At 69.4% G+C, this 17,239-nt stretch carries 14 protein-coding genes and 1 pseudogene; 6 read left to right on the top strand and 9 right to left on the bottom strand.

Translation table 11 applies throughout. The features are described 5' to 3' along the window. Nucleotides 1–9 precede the first annotated feature (9 nt). From F7R91_RS07425 to panB, 3 genes are all read right to left on the bottom strand, one after another. Nucleotides 10–834, bottom strand: a complete 825-nt coding sequence (locus F7R91_RS07425; RefSeq protein ID WP_150945789.1) for an ABC transporter permease — start codon at nt 832–834, stop codon at nt 10–12. Continuing rightward, entirely contained in the window at nt 831–1,850 is a 1,020-nt protein-coding gene (locus F7R91_RS07420) for an ATP-binding cassette domain-containing protein (protein WP_150945787.1), read from the bottom strand. The genes F7R91_RS07425 and F7R91_RS07420 overlap by 4 nt, the downstream gene beginning before the upstream one ends. 245 nt (nt 1,851–2,095) lie before the next feature. Continuing rightward, on the bottom strand, nt 2,096–2,962 hold the full coding sequence (gene panB / locus F7R91_RS07415) for a 3-methyl-2-oxobutanoate hydroxymethyltransferase (RefSeq protein ID WP_150945785.1): 867 nt from the start codon (nt 2,960–2,962) through the stop codon (nt 2,096–2,098). Between the two features lie 243 nt (nt 2,963–3,205). On the opposite strand from panB, the gene F7R91_RS07410 reads away from it, so the two are divergent. The 4 genes from F7R91_RS07410 (at nt 3,206) to F7R91_RS07395 (ending at nt 8,130) form a co-directional block, all read left to right on the top strand. Further along, on the top strand, nt 3,206–4,795 hold the full coding sequence (locus tag F7R91_RS07410; protein ID WP_150945783.1) for an MFS transporter: 1,590 nt from the start codon (nt 3,206–3,208) through the stop codon (nt 4,793–4,795). Nucleotides 4,796–5,008: 213 nt separating this feature from the next. Continuing rightward, nucleotides 5,009–5,545 carry a TetR/AcrR family transcriptional regulator gene (locus F7R91_RS07405; protein ID WP_150946228.1) on the top strand — a complete coding sequence of 179 codons (537 nt, stop codon included), beginning with the start codon at nt 5,009–5,011 and terminating at the stop codon, nt 5,543–5,545. A 276-nt stretch (nt 5,546–5,821) separates the two neighbouring features. Further along, nucleotides 5,822–6,787 (top strand): endonuclease/exonuclease/phosphatase family protein, encoded by a 966-nt coding sequence (locus F7R91_RS07400; protein ID WP_408056015.1) that lies wholly within the window; start codon nt 5,822–5,824, stop codon nt 6,785–6,787. A 122-nt stretch (nt 6,788–6,909) separates the two neighbouring features. Next, complete coding sequence (locus F7R91_RS07395) at nt 6,910–8,130, top strand: MFS transporter (protein WP_150945779.1); 1,221 nt, start codon at nt 6,910–6,912, stop codon at nt 8,128–8,130. Nucleotides 8,131–8,217: 87 nt separating this feature from the next. Here F7R91_RS07395 and F7R91_RS07390 read toward each other — a convergent pair whose 3' ends face one another. From F7R91_RS07390 to F7R91_RS07380, 3 genes are all read right to left on the bottom strand, one after another. Continuing rightward, nucleotides 8,218–9,972, bottom strand: a complete 1,755-nt coding sequence (locus F7R91_RS07390; protein ID WP_150945777.1) for an NAD+ synthase — start codon at nt 9,970–9,972, stop codon at nt 8,218–8,220. 113 nt (nt 9,973–10,085) lie between these two features. After that, nucleotides 10,086–10,706 (bottom strand): DUF305 domain-containing protein, encoded by a 621-nt coding sequence (locus F7R91_RS07385; RefSeq protein ID WP_150945775.1) that lies wholly within the window; start codon nt 10,704–10,706, stop codon nt 10,086–10,088. Then, nucleotides 10,703–11,359 carry a DUF3105 domain-containing protein gene (locus tag F7R91_RS07380; protein ID WP_150945773.1) on the bottom strand — a complete coding sequence of 219 codons (657 nt, stop codon included), beginning with the start codon at nt 11,357–11,359 and terminating at the stop codon, nt 10,703–10,705. The genes F7R91_RS07385 and F7R91_RS07380 overlap by 4 nt, the downstream gene beginning before the upstream one ends. Nucleotides 11,360–11,537: 178 nt before the next feature. On the opposite strand from F7R91_RS07380, the gene F7R91_RS07375 reads away from it, so the two are divergent. Then, nucleotides 11,538–11,975: an RrF2 family transcriptional regulator gene (locus F7R91_RS07375; RefSeq protein WP_150945772.1), complete on the top strand. Its 438-nt coding sequence runs from the start codon at nt 11,538–11,540 to the stop codon at nt 11,973–11,975. Nucleotides 11,976–11,984: 9 nt separating this feature from the next. Here the strand turns inward: F7R91_RS07375 and F7R91_RS07370 are convergent, their stop codons facing one another. Continuing rightward, entirely contained in the window at nt 11,985–13,175 is a 1,191-nt protein-coding gene (locus F7R91_RS07370; protein ID WP_150945770.1) for a globin domain-containing protein, read from the bottom strand. 307 nt (nt 13,176–13,482) lie between these two features. On the opposite strand from F7R91_RS07370, the gene glnA reads away from it, so the two are divergent. Beyond that, nucleotides 13,483–14,844 carry a type I glutamate--ammonia ligase gene (gene glnA, locus F7R91_RS07365; protein WP_150945768.1) on the top strand — a complete coding sequence of 454 codons (1,362 nt, stop codon included), beginning with the start codon at nt 13,483–13,485 and terminating at the stop codon, nt 14,842–14,844. A gap of 1,266 nt (nt 14,845–16,110) precedes the next feature. Here the strand turns inward: glnA and F7R91_RS07360 are convergent. After that, nucleotides 16,111–16,545 (bottom strand): VOC family protein, encoded by a 435-nt coding sequence (locus F7R91_RS07360; protein ID WP_150945766.1) that lies wholly within the window; start codon nt 16,543–16,545, stop codon nt 16,111–16,113. Nucleotides 16,546–16,567: 22 nt separating this feature from the next. Then, nucleotides 16,568–17,082, bottom strand: a pseudogene (locus F7R91_RS07355) (pyridoxamine 5'-phosphate oxidase family protein). Nucleotides 17,083–17,239 lie beyond the last annotated feature (157 nt).

Here is a 17,239-nt window from a genome sequence, read left to right as displayed (position 1 = left end):
CGCCGGCCGTCAGGCACCCTTCGTACGGAACCTGTGGATCGCGTACGGCGCCATCACCACCGTGATCGCCGCCGACCAGCCGAGGGTCACCCACAGGTCGTGCGCGACCGGCCCGCCCACCATCAGTCCGCGGGCCGCGTCGGCGAGCGAGGACAGCGGGTTGTAGTCGGTGAAGTTCTGCAGCCAGCCCGGCATCGAGGTGGTCGGCGCGAAGATCGACGAGCCGAACTGCAGCGGCATCAGCACCAGGAAGCCCATGGCCTGCACGGACTGCGCGTTCTTCATCACGACGCCGAGAGTGAGGAACACCCACATCAGCGCCGAGCCGAACACCGCGGACAGGCCCACGGAGGCGAACAGACCGGGCCAGTTGGTGATGTCGAAGCCCACGAGCACGCCGATGACCAGGAGGACCGCGGTCGCGAACAGCATCCGCATCAGTTCCACCGAGATCTTGGCGAACAGTACGGAGCCGCGCCCGATCGGCAGGGACCGGAAGCGGTCCATGACACCGCTGTTGAAGTCGGTGTTGAAGCCGGTGCCGACGCCCTGGGCCAGGTTCATGCCCATCATGGCCATCAGACCGGGGATGACGTACTGGACGTACGCCTCCTGCCCGCCGCCGAGCGACTGCCCGATGGAGCCGCCGAAGACGTACACGAACAGCAGCGTGAAGATGACCGGGAACAGGACGGCGTCGAACATCGACTCCGGGTCCTGCCGGATCCACAGCAGATTGCGGCGGATGAGTGCGCCCGTGTGGCGCAGATGACCGCGCAGCGGGATACGGGCGTCCGCCTTGAGGCCGGCGGGGGTGACGGTGGCGGCGGTCATACGGCGACCTCCTCGCGGTCGTGGGCGGGCGTGGCGTCCTGCGCGGGTGTGGCCCGGTGGCCGGTGAGGGACAGGAACACCTCGTCCAGGCTGGGCAGTTCGGTGGTGAGGGAGGAGAGCGTGATGCCGCGGGCGGTCACCGCGCCGACGACGGCGGTCAACTGCTCGTCGCTGAGGACCGGGACCAGTACGGCACCGCTCTCGGTGTCGACGGTCGTGGTGGCGAGCCCGGTGATGCCGAGGTCGTCGAGGTCCGCGGCGAGCGGGCGCAGCTGCAGCGGGTCGGCCGGGCGGATGCGCAGGGAGCGGCCGCCGACCTTCGCCTTCAGCTCCTCGATGCCGCCGCCCGCGATGACCTTGCCGCGGTCGACGACGGTCAGCTCCGAGGCGAGCTGCTCGGCCTCTTCCATGTACTGGGTGGTGAGCAGGACGGTCACTCCGTCTCCGACCATGCGCTTGACCTCGTCCCACACCTCGTTGCGGGTGCGTGGGTCGAGCCCGGTGGTCGGCTCGTCCAGATACAGGACGGCCGGCCGCCCGATCATGGACGCCGCCAGGTCGAGCCGCCGCCGCATACCGCCCGAGTACGTCGCCGCGGGCCGCCCTGCCGCCTCCGTGAGCGAGAAACGTTCCAGGAGCTCCTCGGCGCGGGCGCGGGCCTCCTTGCGGGGCAGGTCGAGCAGCCGCCCGATCAGATACAGGTTCTCCCAGCCCGGGAGCTTCTCGTCGACGGAGGCGTACTGCCCGGTGAGCCCGATCACCCGGCGCAGCTGCCGGGGCTGCCGTACGACGTCGTAGCCGGCGACGGTGGCCTGGCCGGCGTCAGGGGAGAGGAGGGTGGACAGGATGCGGACGAGGGTGGTCTTCCCGGCGCCGTTCGGCCCGAGCACCCCCATCACGGTGCCCTCACGCACATCCAGGTCGACGCCGTCCAGCGCCTTGGTCTCGCCGTAGTGCTTGACCAGCCCCCGCACGGTGACGGCCACGCCACCGGGGTTGTTGTCGATTCGTGTCATGTGAACGAAGGTGTCAGCGCCGCCCGACAAACGACCGACATCCCACCGACAGCACCGACAACTCACCGACACGCCACCGACAACGCCGAAATACCCCGGCGCCACCGCAACCATCAATTGAGGTACCACGATGGCGAGCAACCAGCTCCGCGAGAGCGGCGCCGGTTTAGGCGCAAAGAAGGGGGCAGCCCGCCGACGGGGGACGATCGGCGGGCTGCCGGTGTGCCGCAGTGGACCAGTAGAGGTCAGTGGACGGAGTGCTCCTCCAGCGGGAACGTCCCCCCGACCACGTCCTCCGCGAACTCCTTCACCGCATTGCCCATGACCTCACGAAGATTCGCGTACTTCTTCACGAACTTCGGCACACGCCCGGGCGTCAGCCCCAGCATGTCCGTCCAGACAAGAACCTGCGCATCCGTCTCCGCCCCCGCCCCGATCCCCACGGTGGGAATGTGCAGCACCCGCGTCACCTCGGCCGCCAGCTCCGCAGGAACCAGCTCCAGCACCACCGCGAACGCTCCCGCGTCCTGCACGGCCTTCGCGTCCCGCAGCAGTTGCTGTGCGGCCTCCTCGCCGCGCCCCTGCACGCGGTATCCCATCGCGTTCACGGACTGCGGTGTGAGACCGATGTGCGCCATGACCGGGATACCGGACTCCACCAGCAGCTCGATCTGCCGGTGCGACCGCTCCCCGCCCTCCAGCTTGACCGCGCCGACCCCGGCCTCCTTCACCAGCCGCGTCGCCGAGCGCAGCGCGTGCACGGGACCTTCCTGGTACGACCCGAAGGGCATGTCCCCGACGATCAGGGCCCGGCTGGTGCCCCGTACGACCGCGGCGGACAGCATGGTCATCTCGTCGAGGGTGACGGGCACGGTCGACTCGTATCCGAGGTGGCAGTTGCCCGCCGAGTCCCCGACCAGGAGCACCGGAATACCGGCCTCGTCGAAGACGGACGCGGTCATCGCGTCGTACGCGGTGAGCATGGGCCACTTCTCGCCGCGCTCCTTGGCGGCGGCGATGTCGCGAACGGTGATGCGGCGGGTGCCCTTGCCCCCGTACAGCGCCTTGCTGCCGTCGGAGGGCTTCGTCTGGGCAGCCGAAAGCTGCGTCATTGCAACGCTCCTTCAGTCATCTCGAGGCACCCTTACGGCGTCCCCGGATCACCCCCATGGTGGCACTTCGTGCCAGGGAGGGCCAGGGGGTCGGCGTGTGACGATCCCCCTGCCCACCGGCCTCACGGCGGGCCTGCCGCCGGTCCTTTCCGCCGGTCCTTCCGCGTAAGGCTCGGGTAAAGGATCACCCATGGATTTCCGATACGGCACGGTCTCGTATCGTAATGCGGCTAAGCTCGACGTATGAGTACTCCAGCTCTCCCGTCCTCCCGGATACCGGAAGCGGTGCACCGGCGCCGTTGGGTGATCCTGTGGGTCCTGATGCTGAGCCTGCTGATCGTGGTGCTCGACAACTCGATCCTCAACGTCGCCATCAAGACGATCTCCACCCCCGCCCCCACCGGCCTGGGAGCCACCCAGAGCGAGCTGGAGTGGGCGATCAACTCCTACACCCTCGTCTTCGCGGGCCTGCTGTTCACCGCCGGTCTCCTCGGCGACCGGCTGGGCCGCAAGAAGGTCCTGCTCGCCGGCCTCGCCGTGTTCGGCATCGGCTCCGCCCTCGCCGCCTTCTCCGGATCGGCCGCCCAGCTCATCGCCTTCCGCGCGCTGATGGGCGTCGGCGCCGCCTTCGTGATGCCGGCCACCCTCGCCGTCCTGATGAACGTCTTCGAGCGCGAGGAACAGCCGAAGGCCATCGGCTTCTGGGCCGGCGGTGTCGGCCTCGCCATCGCCATCGGACCGGTCACCGGCGGTCTGCTGCTCGACCACTTCTGGTGGGGCTCGGTCTTCCTCGTCAATGTGCCGATCGTGGTGCTCGCGCTCGGGCTGATGCTGTGGCTGGTGCCGGACTCCCGCGACCCGAAGCCCGGCCGTATCGACCCCGTCGGCGTGCTGCTGTCCGTCGTCGGCCTGGTCCTGCTCGTCTACGGCATCATCAAGGGCGGCCAGCTCGCGGACTTCACCGAGCCGCAGGTCTGGGCGACCATCGGCGCCGGTCTCGCCGTACTCGTCGTCTTCGTCGTCTTCGAGAAGCGCAGCGACCACCCGTCCATCGACATGACGTACTTCAGGAACAAGGTCTTCTCGGCCGCCATCGGCGTCGTCGCGCTGGTCTTCTTCTCGCTGATGGGCGTGACCTTCTTCGCGGTCTTCTACACCCAGAGCGTGCGCGGCTACTCCGCGCTCCAGACCGGTCTGCTGATGCTGCCGCTGGCCGTCGCGCAGACGGTGTTCGCGCCGCGCGTCCGGCTGCTCGTCGACCGCTTCGGCCACAAGACCACGACCACGGCCGGCATGCTGCTCATCGCCGTGACGCTGGCCGTGTTCGCCGTGCTGGACGCGGACACGCCCATCTGGATCCTCGAGGTCGACTTCTTCCTCATGGGCGCCGGCATGGCCCATGTGATGACGCCGACCAGCGTCGTCATCATGCAGTCCGTGCCGCGCGAGAAGGCCGGCTCCGCCTCCGCGCTCAGCAACATCTTCCGCCAGGTCGGCGGCGCCCTCGGCCTCGCCGTCCTCGGCTCGGTCCTGTCGACGGCCTACCGCAACGACATCGAGGACAATCTCGTCGCGCTGCCGGCGGGCCTACGGCACTCCGCGGGCGAGTCCATCGAGGCGACCCTCGGGATCGCCGCGAAACTGGGGCCGCCCGGCGAGTCGCTGGTCGGCCCGGCCGACGACGCGTTCCTGCACGCCATGCACGTCACGGCGTTGTGGGGAGCCGTCGTCGCGCTCATCGGCACGGTGGTCGTCGCGCGGTACATGCCGGGGAAGGCGCCCGCGCCCCAGGAGGGCAGGGAGGAGTCCGAGTTGGTGCCGGCGGGGGAGTAGGGATCGCCTGGGTTTCCGGCCGCGCCGGGCACCTGGGAGAATCACGACAGCCCGCGGACCACTGCCCACTGCCCACGAACCACTGCCCACGAACCACAGCCCACGGAGGGACGGATCAACGTGAGCCTCACCGAAAGCCGGCCCGCCCGAACCGGCCCGACCAAGGGACGCCCCCGCAGCGAGGCCGTGGAACGCGCCATCCTCGAAGGCGTGATGAAGCTCCTGGAGGAGGGCATACCGCTCGCGGAACTCTCCATAGAGCGCATCGCCCGCACCGCCGGAGTCGGCAAGGCCGCCATCTACCGCCGGTGGAGCGGCAAGGAGGAGCTCTTCGTCGACGTGGTGCGCTCCGCGGAGCCCGCCGATCCGGAACTCCCCGGCACCTCGATGCGCGCCGACCTGGTCGTCCTCCTCGAAACGCAGCGTCAGCGGGGTGTGTTCAGCCGCCAGTCGGTGATCCTGCACAACGTCCACGCCCAGATGAAGAGCAGCCCGAAGATCTGGGCCGCCTATCAGAACACCGTGATCGCCCCCCGGCGCCGCCTCGGCCTCGAAGTCCTGCGCCGGGGACAGTCGAACGGCGAACTCCGCGACGACGTCGACATCGAGCTGCTCTACGACCTGTTCGTGGGCCCCATGCTCGTCCGCTCCGTCCTGCGCCCGGACGGCGACCTCCCGGACGGTCTCGCCGAACGGATCGTGGACACCCTGCTCGAAGGGCTACGCCCCGTCAGCTCGCGCCCGGGGTAAGCGTGAATGTGCGCGTTTTGTCACAGAGCGCGCTTGCCCCGCCCGGAATCGGAACTCACAGCGCCGACTTGTACGTCCTCGTGCCCGTACGGCCGCAGATGGGCGGCGAGAACGGAACCGATCATCCCCTAGGGTCGTAAGACGCAGGGGGCGAACGGTGTGCACGGCAGGCAGTGAGGCGACGGTATGGCGCAGCAGGCGTACATGACGGAGACGGCAGACGGCGGCTCGGGGCCCGAGCGACCGGGAACCCGGCACCGGCGCCTGATGAACCGCATGGTGAACCGCCTGTTCGGCGGCTGGCGCGGCGATCCGCGGATCTGGCGCCGGGGCATCGTCGTCGCCACGCTCGCGGTGCTCCTAGCGCTGGTGATGCTGGTGCACGCGCGGATCCCGAACCGGATCGGCAACCTCGGCAGCCTCACGGAGACCTTCCTGCCCTGGCTGGGCGTCCTCGTGCCGCTGCTGCTCGTCCTCGCCTTCGTACGGAAGTCCGTGACCGCGCTGATCGCGGTGCTGCTGCCGGCGATCATGTGGCTGAACCTCTTCGGCGGCCTCCTCACCGACAAGGCCGCCACCGGCGGCGACCTCACGGTGGCCACGCACAACGTCAATGCCGGCAACACGGACCCGTCCGGCACCGCCCGGGACGTGGCCGCTTCCGGCGCCGACGTACTGGCCCTGGAGGAGCTGACGGCATCGGCGGTGCCGGTCTACGAGAAGGCGCTGGCGTCGACGTACAAGTACCACTCGGTGCAGGGCACGGTCGGGTTGTGGAGCAAGTACCCCCTGAGCGGGGTCAAGGCCGTCGACATCAAGCTGGGCTGGACGCGCGCGATGCGCGGCACGGTGACGACCCCGGCCGGGCAGGTCGCGGTGTACGTCGCCCACCTTCCGTCGGTGCGGGTGAAGCTGGAGGCCGGGTTCACGGCCCGGCAGCGCGACAAGAGCGCGGACGCCCTCGGTGAGGCGATCGCCGACGAGCCCATCGCCGAGGTCGTACTGCTCGGCGACCTCAACGGCACGATGAACGACCGCTCGCTCAACGCCGTCACCGCCCAGATGCGCTCCACCCAGGGCGCGGCCGGCAGCGGGTTCGGGTTCAGCTGGCCGGCGTCGTTCCCGATGGCGCGGATCGACCAGATCATGGTGCGGGGGATCGAGCCGGTGAGCTCGTGGACGCTGCCGCAGACCGGAAGCGACCATCTGCCGGTGGCTGCGCGGGTGGAGATCGACACGTAGTCGTAACCCCTGGAATACGGACCCGGAGAGACTTTGTTCCGAAGCTGAACATATGATGGGCGGGACACCGCTCGTCGTGTCGCTTCTGCGCTTCTCCCTCTCCGAAAGGCAACGGCCCCTTCATGCCTCTGGCCCTGCTCGCCCTCGCCGTGGGCGCCTTTGGTATCGGCACCACCGAATTCGTGATGATGGGCCTTTTGCCCGATGTCGCGGACGACCTGCACATCTCGATCCCCGTCGCCGGTCATCTCGTCTCGGCGTACGCGCTGGGCGTGGTGATCGGCGCCCCGCTGCTGGCCGCCGTCACCGCGCGCATGTCCCGCCGCAGGGTCCTCATCGCACTGATGGGCCTGTTCGTGATCGGCAACGCGCTGTCGGCCTCCGCGCCCGACCAGCACTGGCTGCTGGCCGCGCGCTTCCTGAGCGGTCTGCCGCACGGGGCCTTCTTCGGTGTCGGCGCCGTGGTCGCCACCACCATGGTCGCGCCCGAGCGCAAGGCCCGCTCCGTCTCCCTGATGTTCCTCGGCCTGACCGTCGCCAACATCGCGGGCGTACCCGCCGCCACGCTCCTGGGGCAGCACCTCGGCTGGCGGGCCGCATTCCTCGGCGTCAGCGGGATCGGGGTGGCGGCGATCGCGTCACTGGCACTGTTGCTGCCGCGCGAGGGTGCGCACACGCCGTCCGGTGCGCTGGGACGCGAGCTGGCGGCTCTCCGCTCCCTGCCGGTCTGGCTGGCGCTGGGTACGACGGTTGCGGGGTTCTCGGCGCTGTTCGCTGCGTACAGCTACATCACGCCGATGCTCACCGGAGCCGCGGGGTACGCCGACGCCAGCGTGACCTTGCTGCTCGCGCTGTTCGGGGTGGGTGCGACCGTGGGCAATCTGGTGGGCGGGCGGCTGGCCGATCAGGCGATGCGGGGGACGCTGTTCGGCGGTCTCGCCGCTCTGGTGGTGGTGCTGGCGATGTTCCCGGTGCTGATGTCCGCGCGGTGGAGTGCCGCGCCGGCGGTTGTGCTGCTGGGAGTGGCGGCGTTCGTCACCGGGTCGCCGTTGCAGTTGATGGTCATGGAGAAGGCGGTCGGTGGGCCGTCCTTGGCGTCCTCGGCCAACCAGGCCGCGTTCAACCTGGCGAACGCCGGGGGTGCGTGGATCGGGGGGCTCGCGCTGGCGGCCGGGTTCGGGGTGACGGCTCCTGCGGTGGCGGGGGCGGGGCTGGGCGTGCTGGGGCTGGTGGCTGCGGGGGCGGCGGCGGTGGTGGACCGGCGACGGGCGGTGGCACGGAGCGGACAGGGGAGGCTGGTCGCGGCGCGTGTGCCGGAGCAGCCGGAGGCAGTGCACTCCTGAGGGCCGTGGGCGGGGTTTTCCTCGCCCCGGCCCCCAGCGGCCCCTACCCGTCCCATCCCCGGGGGCTCCGCCCCCGGCAACGGCCGCTCACACCGACTCGCGCCAACCGTTCGTGATCGGCAGCCGACGGTCCTTCCCGAACCCCTTCGCTGAGATCTTCGTCCCCGGCGGGTACTGCCGCCGCTTGTACTCCGCGGTGTCGACCATCCGCAGCGTCTTCGCGACCAGCGCCCCCTCGTAGCCCGCCGCGACGATCTCGTCCGCCCCCTTGTCGTGGTCGACATAGAGATCGAGGATCGCGTCGAGAACCGGATAGTCCGGCAGCGAGTCCGTGTCGACCTGCCCCGGCCGCAGCTCCGCACTCGGCGGCTTCGTGATCGAGTTCTCGGGGATCGGGGGAGTCTGCCCCCGCTCCGCGGCCGCCCGGTTGCGCCACTCCGCCAGGCGGAACACCGACGTCTTGTACACGTCCTTGATGGGTCCGTACGCGCCCACCGAGTCGCCGTACAGCGTCGAATAGCCCACCGCCAGCTCCGACTTGTTGCCGGGGGCGAGGACGATGTGCCCTTCCTGGTTGGAGATCGCCATGAGCATCGTGCCACGCAGCCGTGACTGGAGGTTCTCCTCCGCCAGCCCCGTCAGCCCCAGCGAGTCCATGTACGCGTCGAACATCGGCTCGATCGGCACCGTGCGGAAGTTCAGGCCGGTCCTGCGCGCCAGCTCCGCCGCGTCGCCCTTCGAGTGGTCCGAGGAGTACTTCGACGGCATCGACACGCCGTACACGTTCTGCGCGCCCACCGCGTCGCAGGCGATCGCCGCGACGAGTGCCGAATCGATTCCGCCGGACAGTCCGATCAGGACGGACGTGAAGCCGTTCTTCGCGACATACGCCCTCAGCCCCACGACCAGCGCCGAGTAGACCTCCTCGTCGTCGTCCAGCCGCTCGGCGTAGCCGCCCGCCAGCTCCGGCTCGTACGCCGGAACCGGGTCCGCGGACAGCACCACGCGGTCGATGCGCAGACCGTCGTCGACCACACCCGTCGGCGCGTTCGACGACGCCGCCGGCAGATCCAGGTCGAGGACCACGCAGCCCTCCGAGAACTGCGGCGCCCGCGCGATGACCTCGCCGTCCCGGTCGACCACGATCGAGTCGCCGTCGAAGACCAGCTCGTCCTGTCCGCCGATCATGGCGAGGTAGGCGGTGGTGCAGCCGGCCTCCTGGGCCCGCTTGCGGACCAGCTCCAGCCGGGTGTCGTCCTTGTCGCGCTCGTACGGAGAGGCGTTGATCGAGAGCAGCAGGCCCGCCTCGGCCGAGCGCGCGGCCGGTACGCGGCCGCCGTCCTGCCACAGGTCCTCGCAGATCGCGAGCGCCACGTCGATGCCGTGCACCCGGACGACCGGCATCGTGTCGCCGGGCACGAAGTAGCGGAACTCGTCGAAGACGCCGTAGTTCGGGAGGTGGTGCTTGGCGAACGTCAGGACCACTTCGCCGCGGTGCAGCACAGCCGCCGCGTTGCGCGGGGCGCCGGCCGGCTGGCCGTACTTCGGCTGGGCGGCATCGGACCGGTCGAGGTAGCCGACGATCACCGGCAGCTCCCCGAAGCCCTCGTCGGCCAGGCGGGCGGCGAGGCCGCGCAGGGCCGCGCGGGACGCCTGCACGAAGGACGACCTGAGGGCCAGGTCCTCGACGGGATACCCGGTCAGCGCCATCTCCGGGAACGCCACGAGATGCGCTCCCTGCTCGGCGGAGTGCCGGGTCCAGCGGACGATCGTCTCGGCGTTCTGGGCGAGGTCGCCGACGCGCGAGTCGATCTGGTTCAGGGCGAGGCGTAGTTGAGGCACGGGCCCCAGTGTAATCGTCAGAGCGACGCGATGGGGTGGCGCGAAGTGTGGGTCACTTCACGCCGCCCCGTGCCGTACCGCGTGTCAGGTCAGTGACGGAGGTGCGTCGTCGCCTATGGTCGGGGCTTCGCGCCCCGTTCCTCGAGCATGTCCGTCATGAGGTCGATCTCCGACTGCTGCGCTTCGACCATCCCCTGCGCGAGCCGCTCCTCCACCTCTACCGTGCACTGGGCGGCGCAGCCCTCGGCCATGTGGACGCCGCCCTTGTGATGGTCCGTCATGAGCTGGAGGTAGAAGATCTCGGCCTGCTTGCCGCTGAGCTCGTCCAGCTTCTTCAGCTCGGTGTCGGTCGCCATGCCGGGCATCAGCGCGCCGTCCTTGCCGGAGGCCATGCCGCCCATGCCCATCCAGGTCATCGGCGCCTTGGACGACACCTTCGGCAGCTCCCACAGATCAAGCCAGCCCAGCAGCATGCCGCGCTGGTTGGCCTGCGTCTGCGCGATGTCGTAGGCGAGGCGCCGCACGTCCGGGTCATCGGTGCGGTCGCGCACGATGTACGACATCTCCACGGCCTGCTGGTGGTGCACGGCCATGTCGCGCGCGAACCCGGCGTCCGCGGAGTCGGCCGTGGGGGTCTTGCCGGAGCCGCCGTCCCCGGCGACCGCGTAGGTGACGGCTCCGGCCGCGACGAGCACCGCCGCCGCGACCGAGGCGATCCAGCCGACGTGCCTCACTGCGACAGACCGCCCGAGCAGGTGGCGCCCGGCTCGGGCGTCTGCTTGCCCTGGACGAACTGCTCGAAGAACTTGCCGACGTTCGGGTCGCTCGCGCCCGTCACCGTGCGCTGACTGCCCCACGCGGTGAGCATGATCGGGTCTTTCTGCTGGTCGTCCGGGCTCATCAGCGTGTACGGCGTCTTCCTCACCCGCGCCGCCAGCGCGTCGACGTCGGCCTTCGAGGCCTTGCTGTTGTACGTCACCCACACCGCGCCGTGCTCCAGGGAGTGCACGGCGTTCACGTTGGTGAGCGCCTTGGTGTAGACGTCGCCGTTGCAGTTCATCCAGGCCTTGTTGTGGTCGCCGCCGACCGGGGGCTCGGCCTGGTACTTCACGGTCCGGGCGACATGGGTACGGCCCAGGGTGCCCTTCCAGGTCTTCACGCCGTCCTTGCCGGTGACGAAGTGCCCCGAGGTCTTCGCGTCGGCCGCCGAGCTGTCGTCCTGGGACTTCACGACATAGACACCGCCGACGACGAGACCGGCGACGGCCAGCACGCCGGCGCCGATGGTGAGGAACCGGTTGCGCCGCTCGCGGGCCTGCTCGGCGCGCCGCATCTCCTCTATACGCGCCTTGCGTGCCGCGGTGTTGCTCTTCTTGGCGGAGCCCATGAGGTGTCCTTCTGGGGAAAGGGAGGCCGGTCGGGTCCGCCGATCGTAATGGGGAGGAAGTGGCGTGTCGTAGGGAGGGCAGGGTAAAAGGCCGGATCGCCGCGACGGACCGTCACCGCGACCGGTGCCGCGATCCCGATTATTTGAACCGCGAATGCGCATTATTTACGCTGGCGGAATGCGGCTCCTGCGCTCCACCGACCTGGCTCTGCGCGTCCTGATGCGGCTCGCCGTCGAGGACGGGCCGACTCCCACGACCCGCGAGGTCGCCAACGATATGGACGTGCCGTACACACATCTGGCGAAGGTCGTCGCCGAACTCCAGCACCTGGGGCTGCTCGTCGCCCGCCGGGGCCGGGGCGGCGGGCTCGCGCTCACCGAGAAGGGGCGCACGGCGTCCGTGGGCGCGGTCGTGCGCACCTTCGAGGGCTGCGGCGATGTCGTCGAGTGCGAGGGGGCGAACCCCTGCCCCCTGAACTCCGCCTGCCGGCTGCGCGGGGCGCTGCGGCGGGCCCAGGAGGCGTTCTTCGCCACGCTGGACCCGCTGACGGTGGCGGACATGGTCGCGCCGCCCACCGGACCGCTGCTGCTGGAGATCGGCCGGCCGGGGGTGTGACACAGGCTCTTACTGGGCCAGCCAGAGGTCCGGCCCGAAGACCTCGTAGTGGATGTCGGCGGGGGCCACGCCCTTCTCGATCAGTTGGGTGCGCACCACGCGCATGAAGGGCAGGGGCCCGCACAGGTACGCGCGCGTGTCCTTCGGTACGTCTATCTCGCGGAGGTCGACCAGGCCGGTGCGGGCGTCGGACCCGGCGGCGTCCGTCTCATACCAGAAGTGGACGGCGGCCTGCGGCAGCTTGCCCGCGTACGCCTCGTGGTCGGCGCGCAGGGCGTGGTCGGCGGGGGAGCGGTCGCCGTGCACGACGGTGACCGGGGCGCCGTGCCCGTCCTCGGCGAGCTGCGCGAGCATCGCCACCATCGGGGTCACACCGATGCCGGCCGAGGCGAGCAGCAGGGGCCGGTCGGCGACGTCACCGAGGACGAGATCGCCGTACGGCGCGGACAGCTCCAGGACGCTGCCCTCCTCCACGCGCGCGTGCAGGTGCTGGGAGACCTCGCCGTCGGGCGTGCCCGCCTCGCCGCTCACGCGCTTCACGCTGATCTGCCGCACCGCACCCGCGCCGGGCGCTCCGGAGAGGCTGTACTGACGTATCTGACGGGCACCGTCCGGAAGTTCGACGCGGACGGACACGTACTGGCCCGCGCGGAAGCCGGCCACCGGCCCGCCGTCGACGGGCCGCAGCCGGAAGGTGACGACGTCGGCGGTCTCGGCGATGCGCTCGACGACCTCCCACTGCCGCCAGCCGGGGTCGCCGGCCTCCTCGTACAGCCGCTTCTCGATCGCGACGAGCGCGTTCGCCATCAGCCAGTAGACCTCGTCCCAGGCGGCCGCGACCTCGGCCGTGACGGCCTCGCCGAGCACCTCGACGATGGCAGCGAAGAGGTGCTCGCGCACGATCGGGTACTGCTCGGGCGTGACGCCCAGGGAGGCGTGCTTGTGGGCGATGCGGCTGAGCATCTCGTCGGGCCGCTGGTCCGGGTGCTCGACCAGATGTGTGGCGAAGGCGGCGATGGAGCCCGCGAGGGCCTGGCGCTGGGTGCCGGCGGCCTGGTTGCCCCGGTTGAAGAGGTCGCGCAGCAGCTCCGGGTGGGCCGTGAACATGCGCCGGTAGAAGCGCTCGGTGATGTCACCGATGGCGGCTCCCACGACGGGGAGGGTGGCGCGGACGACCGTGACGGACTGCTCGGACAGCATCGGGGCTCCTCGGGGGTCAACTGTTCGGCACCGTAGTGAAACTTGCATTTGAGATGCAAATTTATGAGGAGTGGTGTCGCTCACTGGGGCGAGGGCGGAGCGGCCATTACGGATGTCAGTCCGAACAGGCAAGATGGCACCAGAGCGCTACACCTGCCGTACGGGATGCGTTCACCCCGGTGCCGGCCGGACGATCAAGATGTGCAACACGCATGAAATGGTGTTGTGGTGGGATGCTCAGGTGCCCGACCGCCTCCTACGGCACGGGGGACAGGCGACCTGACCAGCAAGGATGGGGAAGCGGAAGATGGACAAGCAGCAGGAGTTCGTGCTCCGTACGTTGGAGGAGCGCGACATCCGGTTCGTACGCCTGTGGTTCACGGACGTGCTGGGCTTCCTCAAGTCCGTCGCCGTGGCTCCCGCCGAGCTTGAGCAGGCGTTCGACGAGGGCATCGGCTTCGACGGCTCCGCGATCGAGGGCTTCGCCCGGGTGTACGAGTCCGACATGATCGCAAAGCCGGACCCGTCGACCTTCCAGGTCCTGCCCTGGCGCGCCGAGGCCCCCGGCACCGCCCGGATGTTCTGCGACATCCTCATGCCGGACGGCTCCCCCTCCTTCGCCGACCCGCGCTACGTCCTCAAGCGCGCCCTGGCCCGCACCTCCGACCTGGGCTTCACCTTCTACACCCACCCGGAGATCGAGTTCTTCCTGCTGAAGGACCGCCCGCTCGACGGCTCACGCCCGACGCCCGCCGACAACTCCGGCTACTTCGACCACACCCCGCAGAACATCGGCATGGACTTCCGCCGCCAGGCGATCACCATGCTGGAGTCGATGGGTATCTCGGTCGAGTTCTCCCACCACGAGGGCGCCCCGGGCCAGCAGGAGATCGACCTGCGCTACGCCGACGCCCTCTCCACGGCCGACAACATCATGACGTTCCGCCTGGTCATGAAGCAGGTGGCGCTGGAGCAGGGGGTCCAGGCGACCTTCATGCCGAAGCCGTTCTCGGAGCACCCGGGCTCTGGCATGCACACGCACCTCTCGCTGTTCGAGGGCGACCGGAACGCGTTCTACGAGTCCGGTTCGGAGTACCAGCTCTCCAAGGTCGGCCGCTCCTTCATCGCGGGCCTGCTCCGGCATGCGGCGGAGATCGCCGCGGTCACCAACCAGTGGGTCAACTCCTACAAGCGCATCTGGGGCGGCTCGGAGCGCACGGCCGGCGCCGGCGGCGAGGCCCCCTCGTACATCTGCTGGGGCCACAACAACCGCTCCGCCCTGGTCCGCGTCCCGATGTACAAGCCCGGCAAGACCGGCTCGGCCCGCGTCGAGGTCCGCTCCCTCGACTCCGGCGCGAACCCCTACCTCGCGTACGCCGTGCTCCTGGCCTCCGGCCTGAAGGGCATCGAGGAGGGCTACGAACTCCCGCCGGGCGCGGAGGACGACGTCTGGGCCCTCTCCGACGCGGAGCGCCGCGCGATGGGCATCGAGCCGCTGCCGCAGAATCTGGGGGAGGCGCTCACGCTGATGGAGCGCAGTGATCTGGTCGCCGAGACGCTCGGCGAGCACGTCTTCGACTTCTTCCTGCGCAACAAGCGCCAGGAGTGGGAGGAGTACCGCAGCGAGGTCACGGCCTTCGAGCTGCGGAAGAACCTGCCGGTGCTGTAAACGCTGGTCAGATCGGCTTTCCTCTTCACTGTGCACCGGTGCCGGCGGGTATGTGGTCGCCAGCACCGGGCCTGGTTGATCTTCCTGGGACCCTCTCCGGGCCGTCGCGGGACGTGGCATGGCTTGCTGCACCAGAGGTGAGTGCCGGTTACCCGGTCGCCCGCCACCACGAAAATGTTCGCTGCTCTGATCCCAAACCGGCCGCGCATCCGTTCCGTCTACCGAGCACGTGCACAAACCCGCGCACCACTCGAGCCGGACCGAGGAGCCGAATCCATGTCAACGCCGCCCCCGCAATTCATCTACGAATCAGCAAGAACCGGATGGAGGCGATGAACGACGTCTTTGCAAAGGTCGTCAGCGACCGTGGAGTGTGGGTCAGGCCGATCGTCTACGTGAACGGCACGAAGGAGCCGGACATGGGGATCTACGGGAGCGGCCGGGACAGCTTTCGCGCCAGTGGCGAGGCCTCCTACGGGGCAATGGAAGTACCCGGGTTGGAGACCGAGATGCACGCATCGCGGAAGGACGCCGAAGTCGGCGCTCAACGCAACGATGGACCATCTCCGAGCCAAATACGGCCAGAACACGGGGGCCGTCCAGAGCATCAGAATCGACTGGGTCAGCAATATCGGCCCATGCGACGGATGCAAATGCCGCCTTCAGCAGGGAAAGGAGGACCTCGACCGGATGTTCCCTTCATCCGACAACGTCACGTCTTCCGTTTACCACAAAGGCAAGCCGGGGCGATACAACGTCAACGACACCAGGCCGGCGCAGACCACGTACGGATATGCAGGCGCCGTGAATCAGTACAGAAACACGGCGGCCAAAAACACCGCATACCCCTTCAGATACTTCGAGAGGCCGATTGAATCGCGTTCCCGGCAGGAGCAGATACGGGACGCGGGCAAGGGCGTGACCTTGCAGAGTGCAGCGGGGGTCATTCGGGATTTCGGCCAGAAGGTGAACACTCCCGACTCCCTGTCCGACGGAAAGACGCCTTCGCCGCCCAGGACCCCCATGGACACTGCCGGGGTGGCGCGTGCCACCGGCAGTTACTTCCCGAGGCAGGCGACTTCACCGAGCGGGTCACCGAGCGGGTCCCCTCAACCGCAGAACGCGGCGCTGCCCACCGCCCCTACGAAGGGAACGGGATCTCCGAGGCGGTTGTAACGCCGTCCCGGGCCGTCCGTGTGCCGTTGAAGGGCGGGCCGACAGGTTCGCCGCAGGGGCGTGGGGTGGCCCCGCGCCCTTGAAGCGGCGCTACTCGGCCGACAGCTGGGCCAGGACCTGGTGCAGCGGCTCCGTCTCCCTGCGGCGGTACTCCTGGATGGCCCAGCCGTTGCCGTCCGGGTCCTTGAAGTACATGAACGTGGCGCCGTCCTGGGGGGCGAACTGCTGGGGCTCGGTGACGTCGAGGCCGCGGGCCGTCAGTTCCTCGTGGGCCGCCTTCGCGTCCGTCACGCACAGTTGCATTCCGTGGTACGTCCCCGGCTGCGGCGTTCCCGTCGGCACCTGGAGTCCGTCGACGAGCGCGATCGAGCATCCGGAGCCGGGTGGGGTGAGCTGGACGATCCGTACGCCCTCCATCACCTCGCCGTCGAGGTCGACATGGAAGCCGACCTTGTCGCGGTAGAACTCCTTGGCCCGGTCCACATCGGAGACCGGCAGCAGGATCACTTCGAGCGTCATCTGCATGGAACGACTCCTTGGTCGTACGTCACGTGAACCGCCACCGCGTCTGGCTGAACGGCTCCCCCTTACCGAAGCCGAAAACCGTGCCGGGCGCCACCGCGAAGACGAGGGCGTGTCCCGCGCCGTGGTGGAAGCAGCCGTCCCGCACCTCGAAGTGCCAGAGCTGCCGTACTTCGCCTCCCACGCCGCGGCGAGCTCGCGCAGCCTGCCGTCGTCGGTGACGCGCACGGCCTCGCCCTCCACCACCAGGTCGTAGCCCTTGTTCCAGGTGCTGGTGCCGGTCGTCAGCACGACGTTCGGGTTGTCCGCGAGGTTCTTGGCCTTGCGTTCCTCCGGGCCGGTGCAGAAGTGCAGCGCGCCGTCCGCCCACACCGCCGGCAGCGGGGTCACATGCGGCCGTCCGTCCGGCCGGACGGTCGAGATCCAGAACAGCTCGGCCTCGCGGAGCAGCGCCTCGGCCTCGGCCCAGGTCGTCGCGGTTGCCTGTGGGTCGCTGTAGCGCGGGTCGAGACGGGTCTGGGGGGTGGTGTCGAACGTCATGGCTCTCCTCCTCGTAGCGAGTACCGGGCAGCCACTACCGACGTACCCCGGACGAAGACAGGACTCCGCGCGCCGGGAGGACTCATCGCCCGAGACCGCCCGTGCCCGAGACCGCCCGTGCCCGAGACCGCCCGTGCCCGAGACCGCCCGTGCCGAG

It is taken from the genome of Streptomyces luteolifulvus (genome assembly GCF_008806595.1).
GTDB classification, from domain to species: Bacteria; Actinomycetota; Actinomycetes; order Streptomycetales; family Streptomycetaceae; genus Streptomyces; species Streptomyces luteolifulvus.
This window is presented reverse-complemented; position numbering and strand designations above follow the sequence as displayed.

Bases quoted from the DNA above. Each gene is read 5' to 3' on its own strand.
- F7R91_RS07410 (WP_150945783.1), top strand. From the start codon at position 3,206: ATGAGTACTCCAGCTCTCCCGTCCTCCCGGATACCGGAAGCGGTGCAC.
- F7R91_RS07370 (WP_150945770.1), bottom strand. From the start codon at position 13,175: ATGCTGTCCGAGCAGTCCGTCACGGTCGTCCGCGCCACCCTCCCCGTC.
- F7R91_RS07380 (WP_150945773.1), bottom strand. From the start codon at position 11,359: ATGGGCTCCGCCAAGAAGAGCAACACCGCGGCACGCAAGGCGCGTATA.
- glnA (WP_150945768.1), top strand. From the start codon at position 13,483: ATGGACAAGCAGCAGGAGTTCGTGCTCCGTACGTTGGAGGAGCGCGAC.
- F7R91_RS07400 (WP_408056015.1), top strand. From the start codon at position 5,822: ATGGTGAACCGCCTGTTCGGCGGCTGGCGCGGCGATCCGCGGATCTGG.
- F7R91_RS07375 (WP_150945772.1), top strand. From the start codon at position 11,538: ATGCGGCTCCTGCGCTCCACCGACCTGGCTCTGCGCGTCCTGATGCGG.
- F7R91_RS07425 (WP_150945789.1), bottom strand. From the start codon at position 834: ATGACCGCCGCCACCGTCACCCCCGCCGGCCTCAAGGCGGACGCCCGT.
- F7R91_RS07420 (WP_150945787.1), bottom strand. From the start codon at position 1,850: ATGACACGAATCGACAACAACCCCGGTGGCGTGGCCGTCACCGTGCGG.
- panB (WP_150945785.1), bottom strand. From the start codon at position 2,962: ATGACGCAGCTTTCGGCTGCCCAGACGAAGCCCTCCGACGGCAGCAAG.
- F7R91_RS07395 (WP_150945779.1), top strand. From the start codon at position 6,910: ATGCCTCTGGCCCTGCTCGCCCTCGCCGTGGGCGCCTTTGGTATCGGC.
- F7R91_RS07360 (WP_150945766.1), bottom strand. From the start codon at position 16,545: ATGCAGATGACGCTCGAAGTGATCCTGCTGCCGGTCTCCGATGTGGAC.
- F7R91_RS07405 (WP_150946228.1), top strand. From the start codon at position 5,009: ATGAAGCTCCTGGAGGAGGGCATACCGCTCGCGGAACTCTCCATAGAG.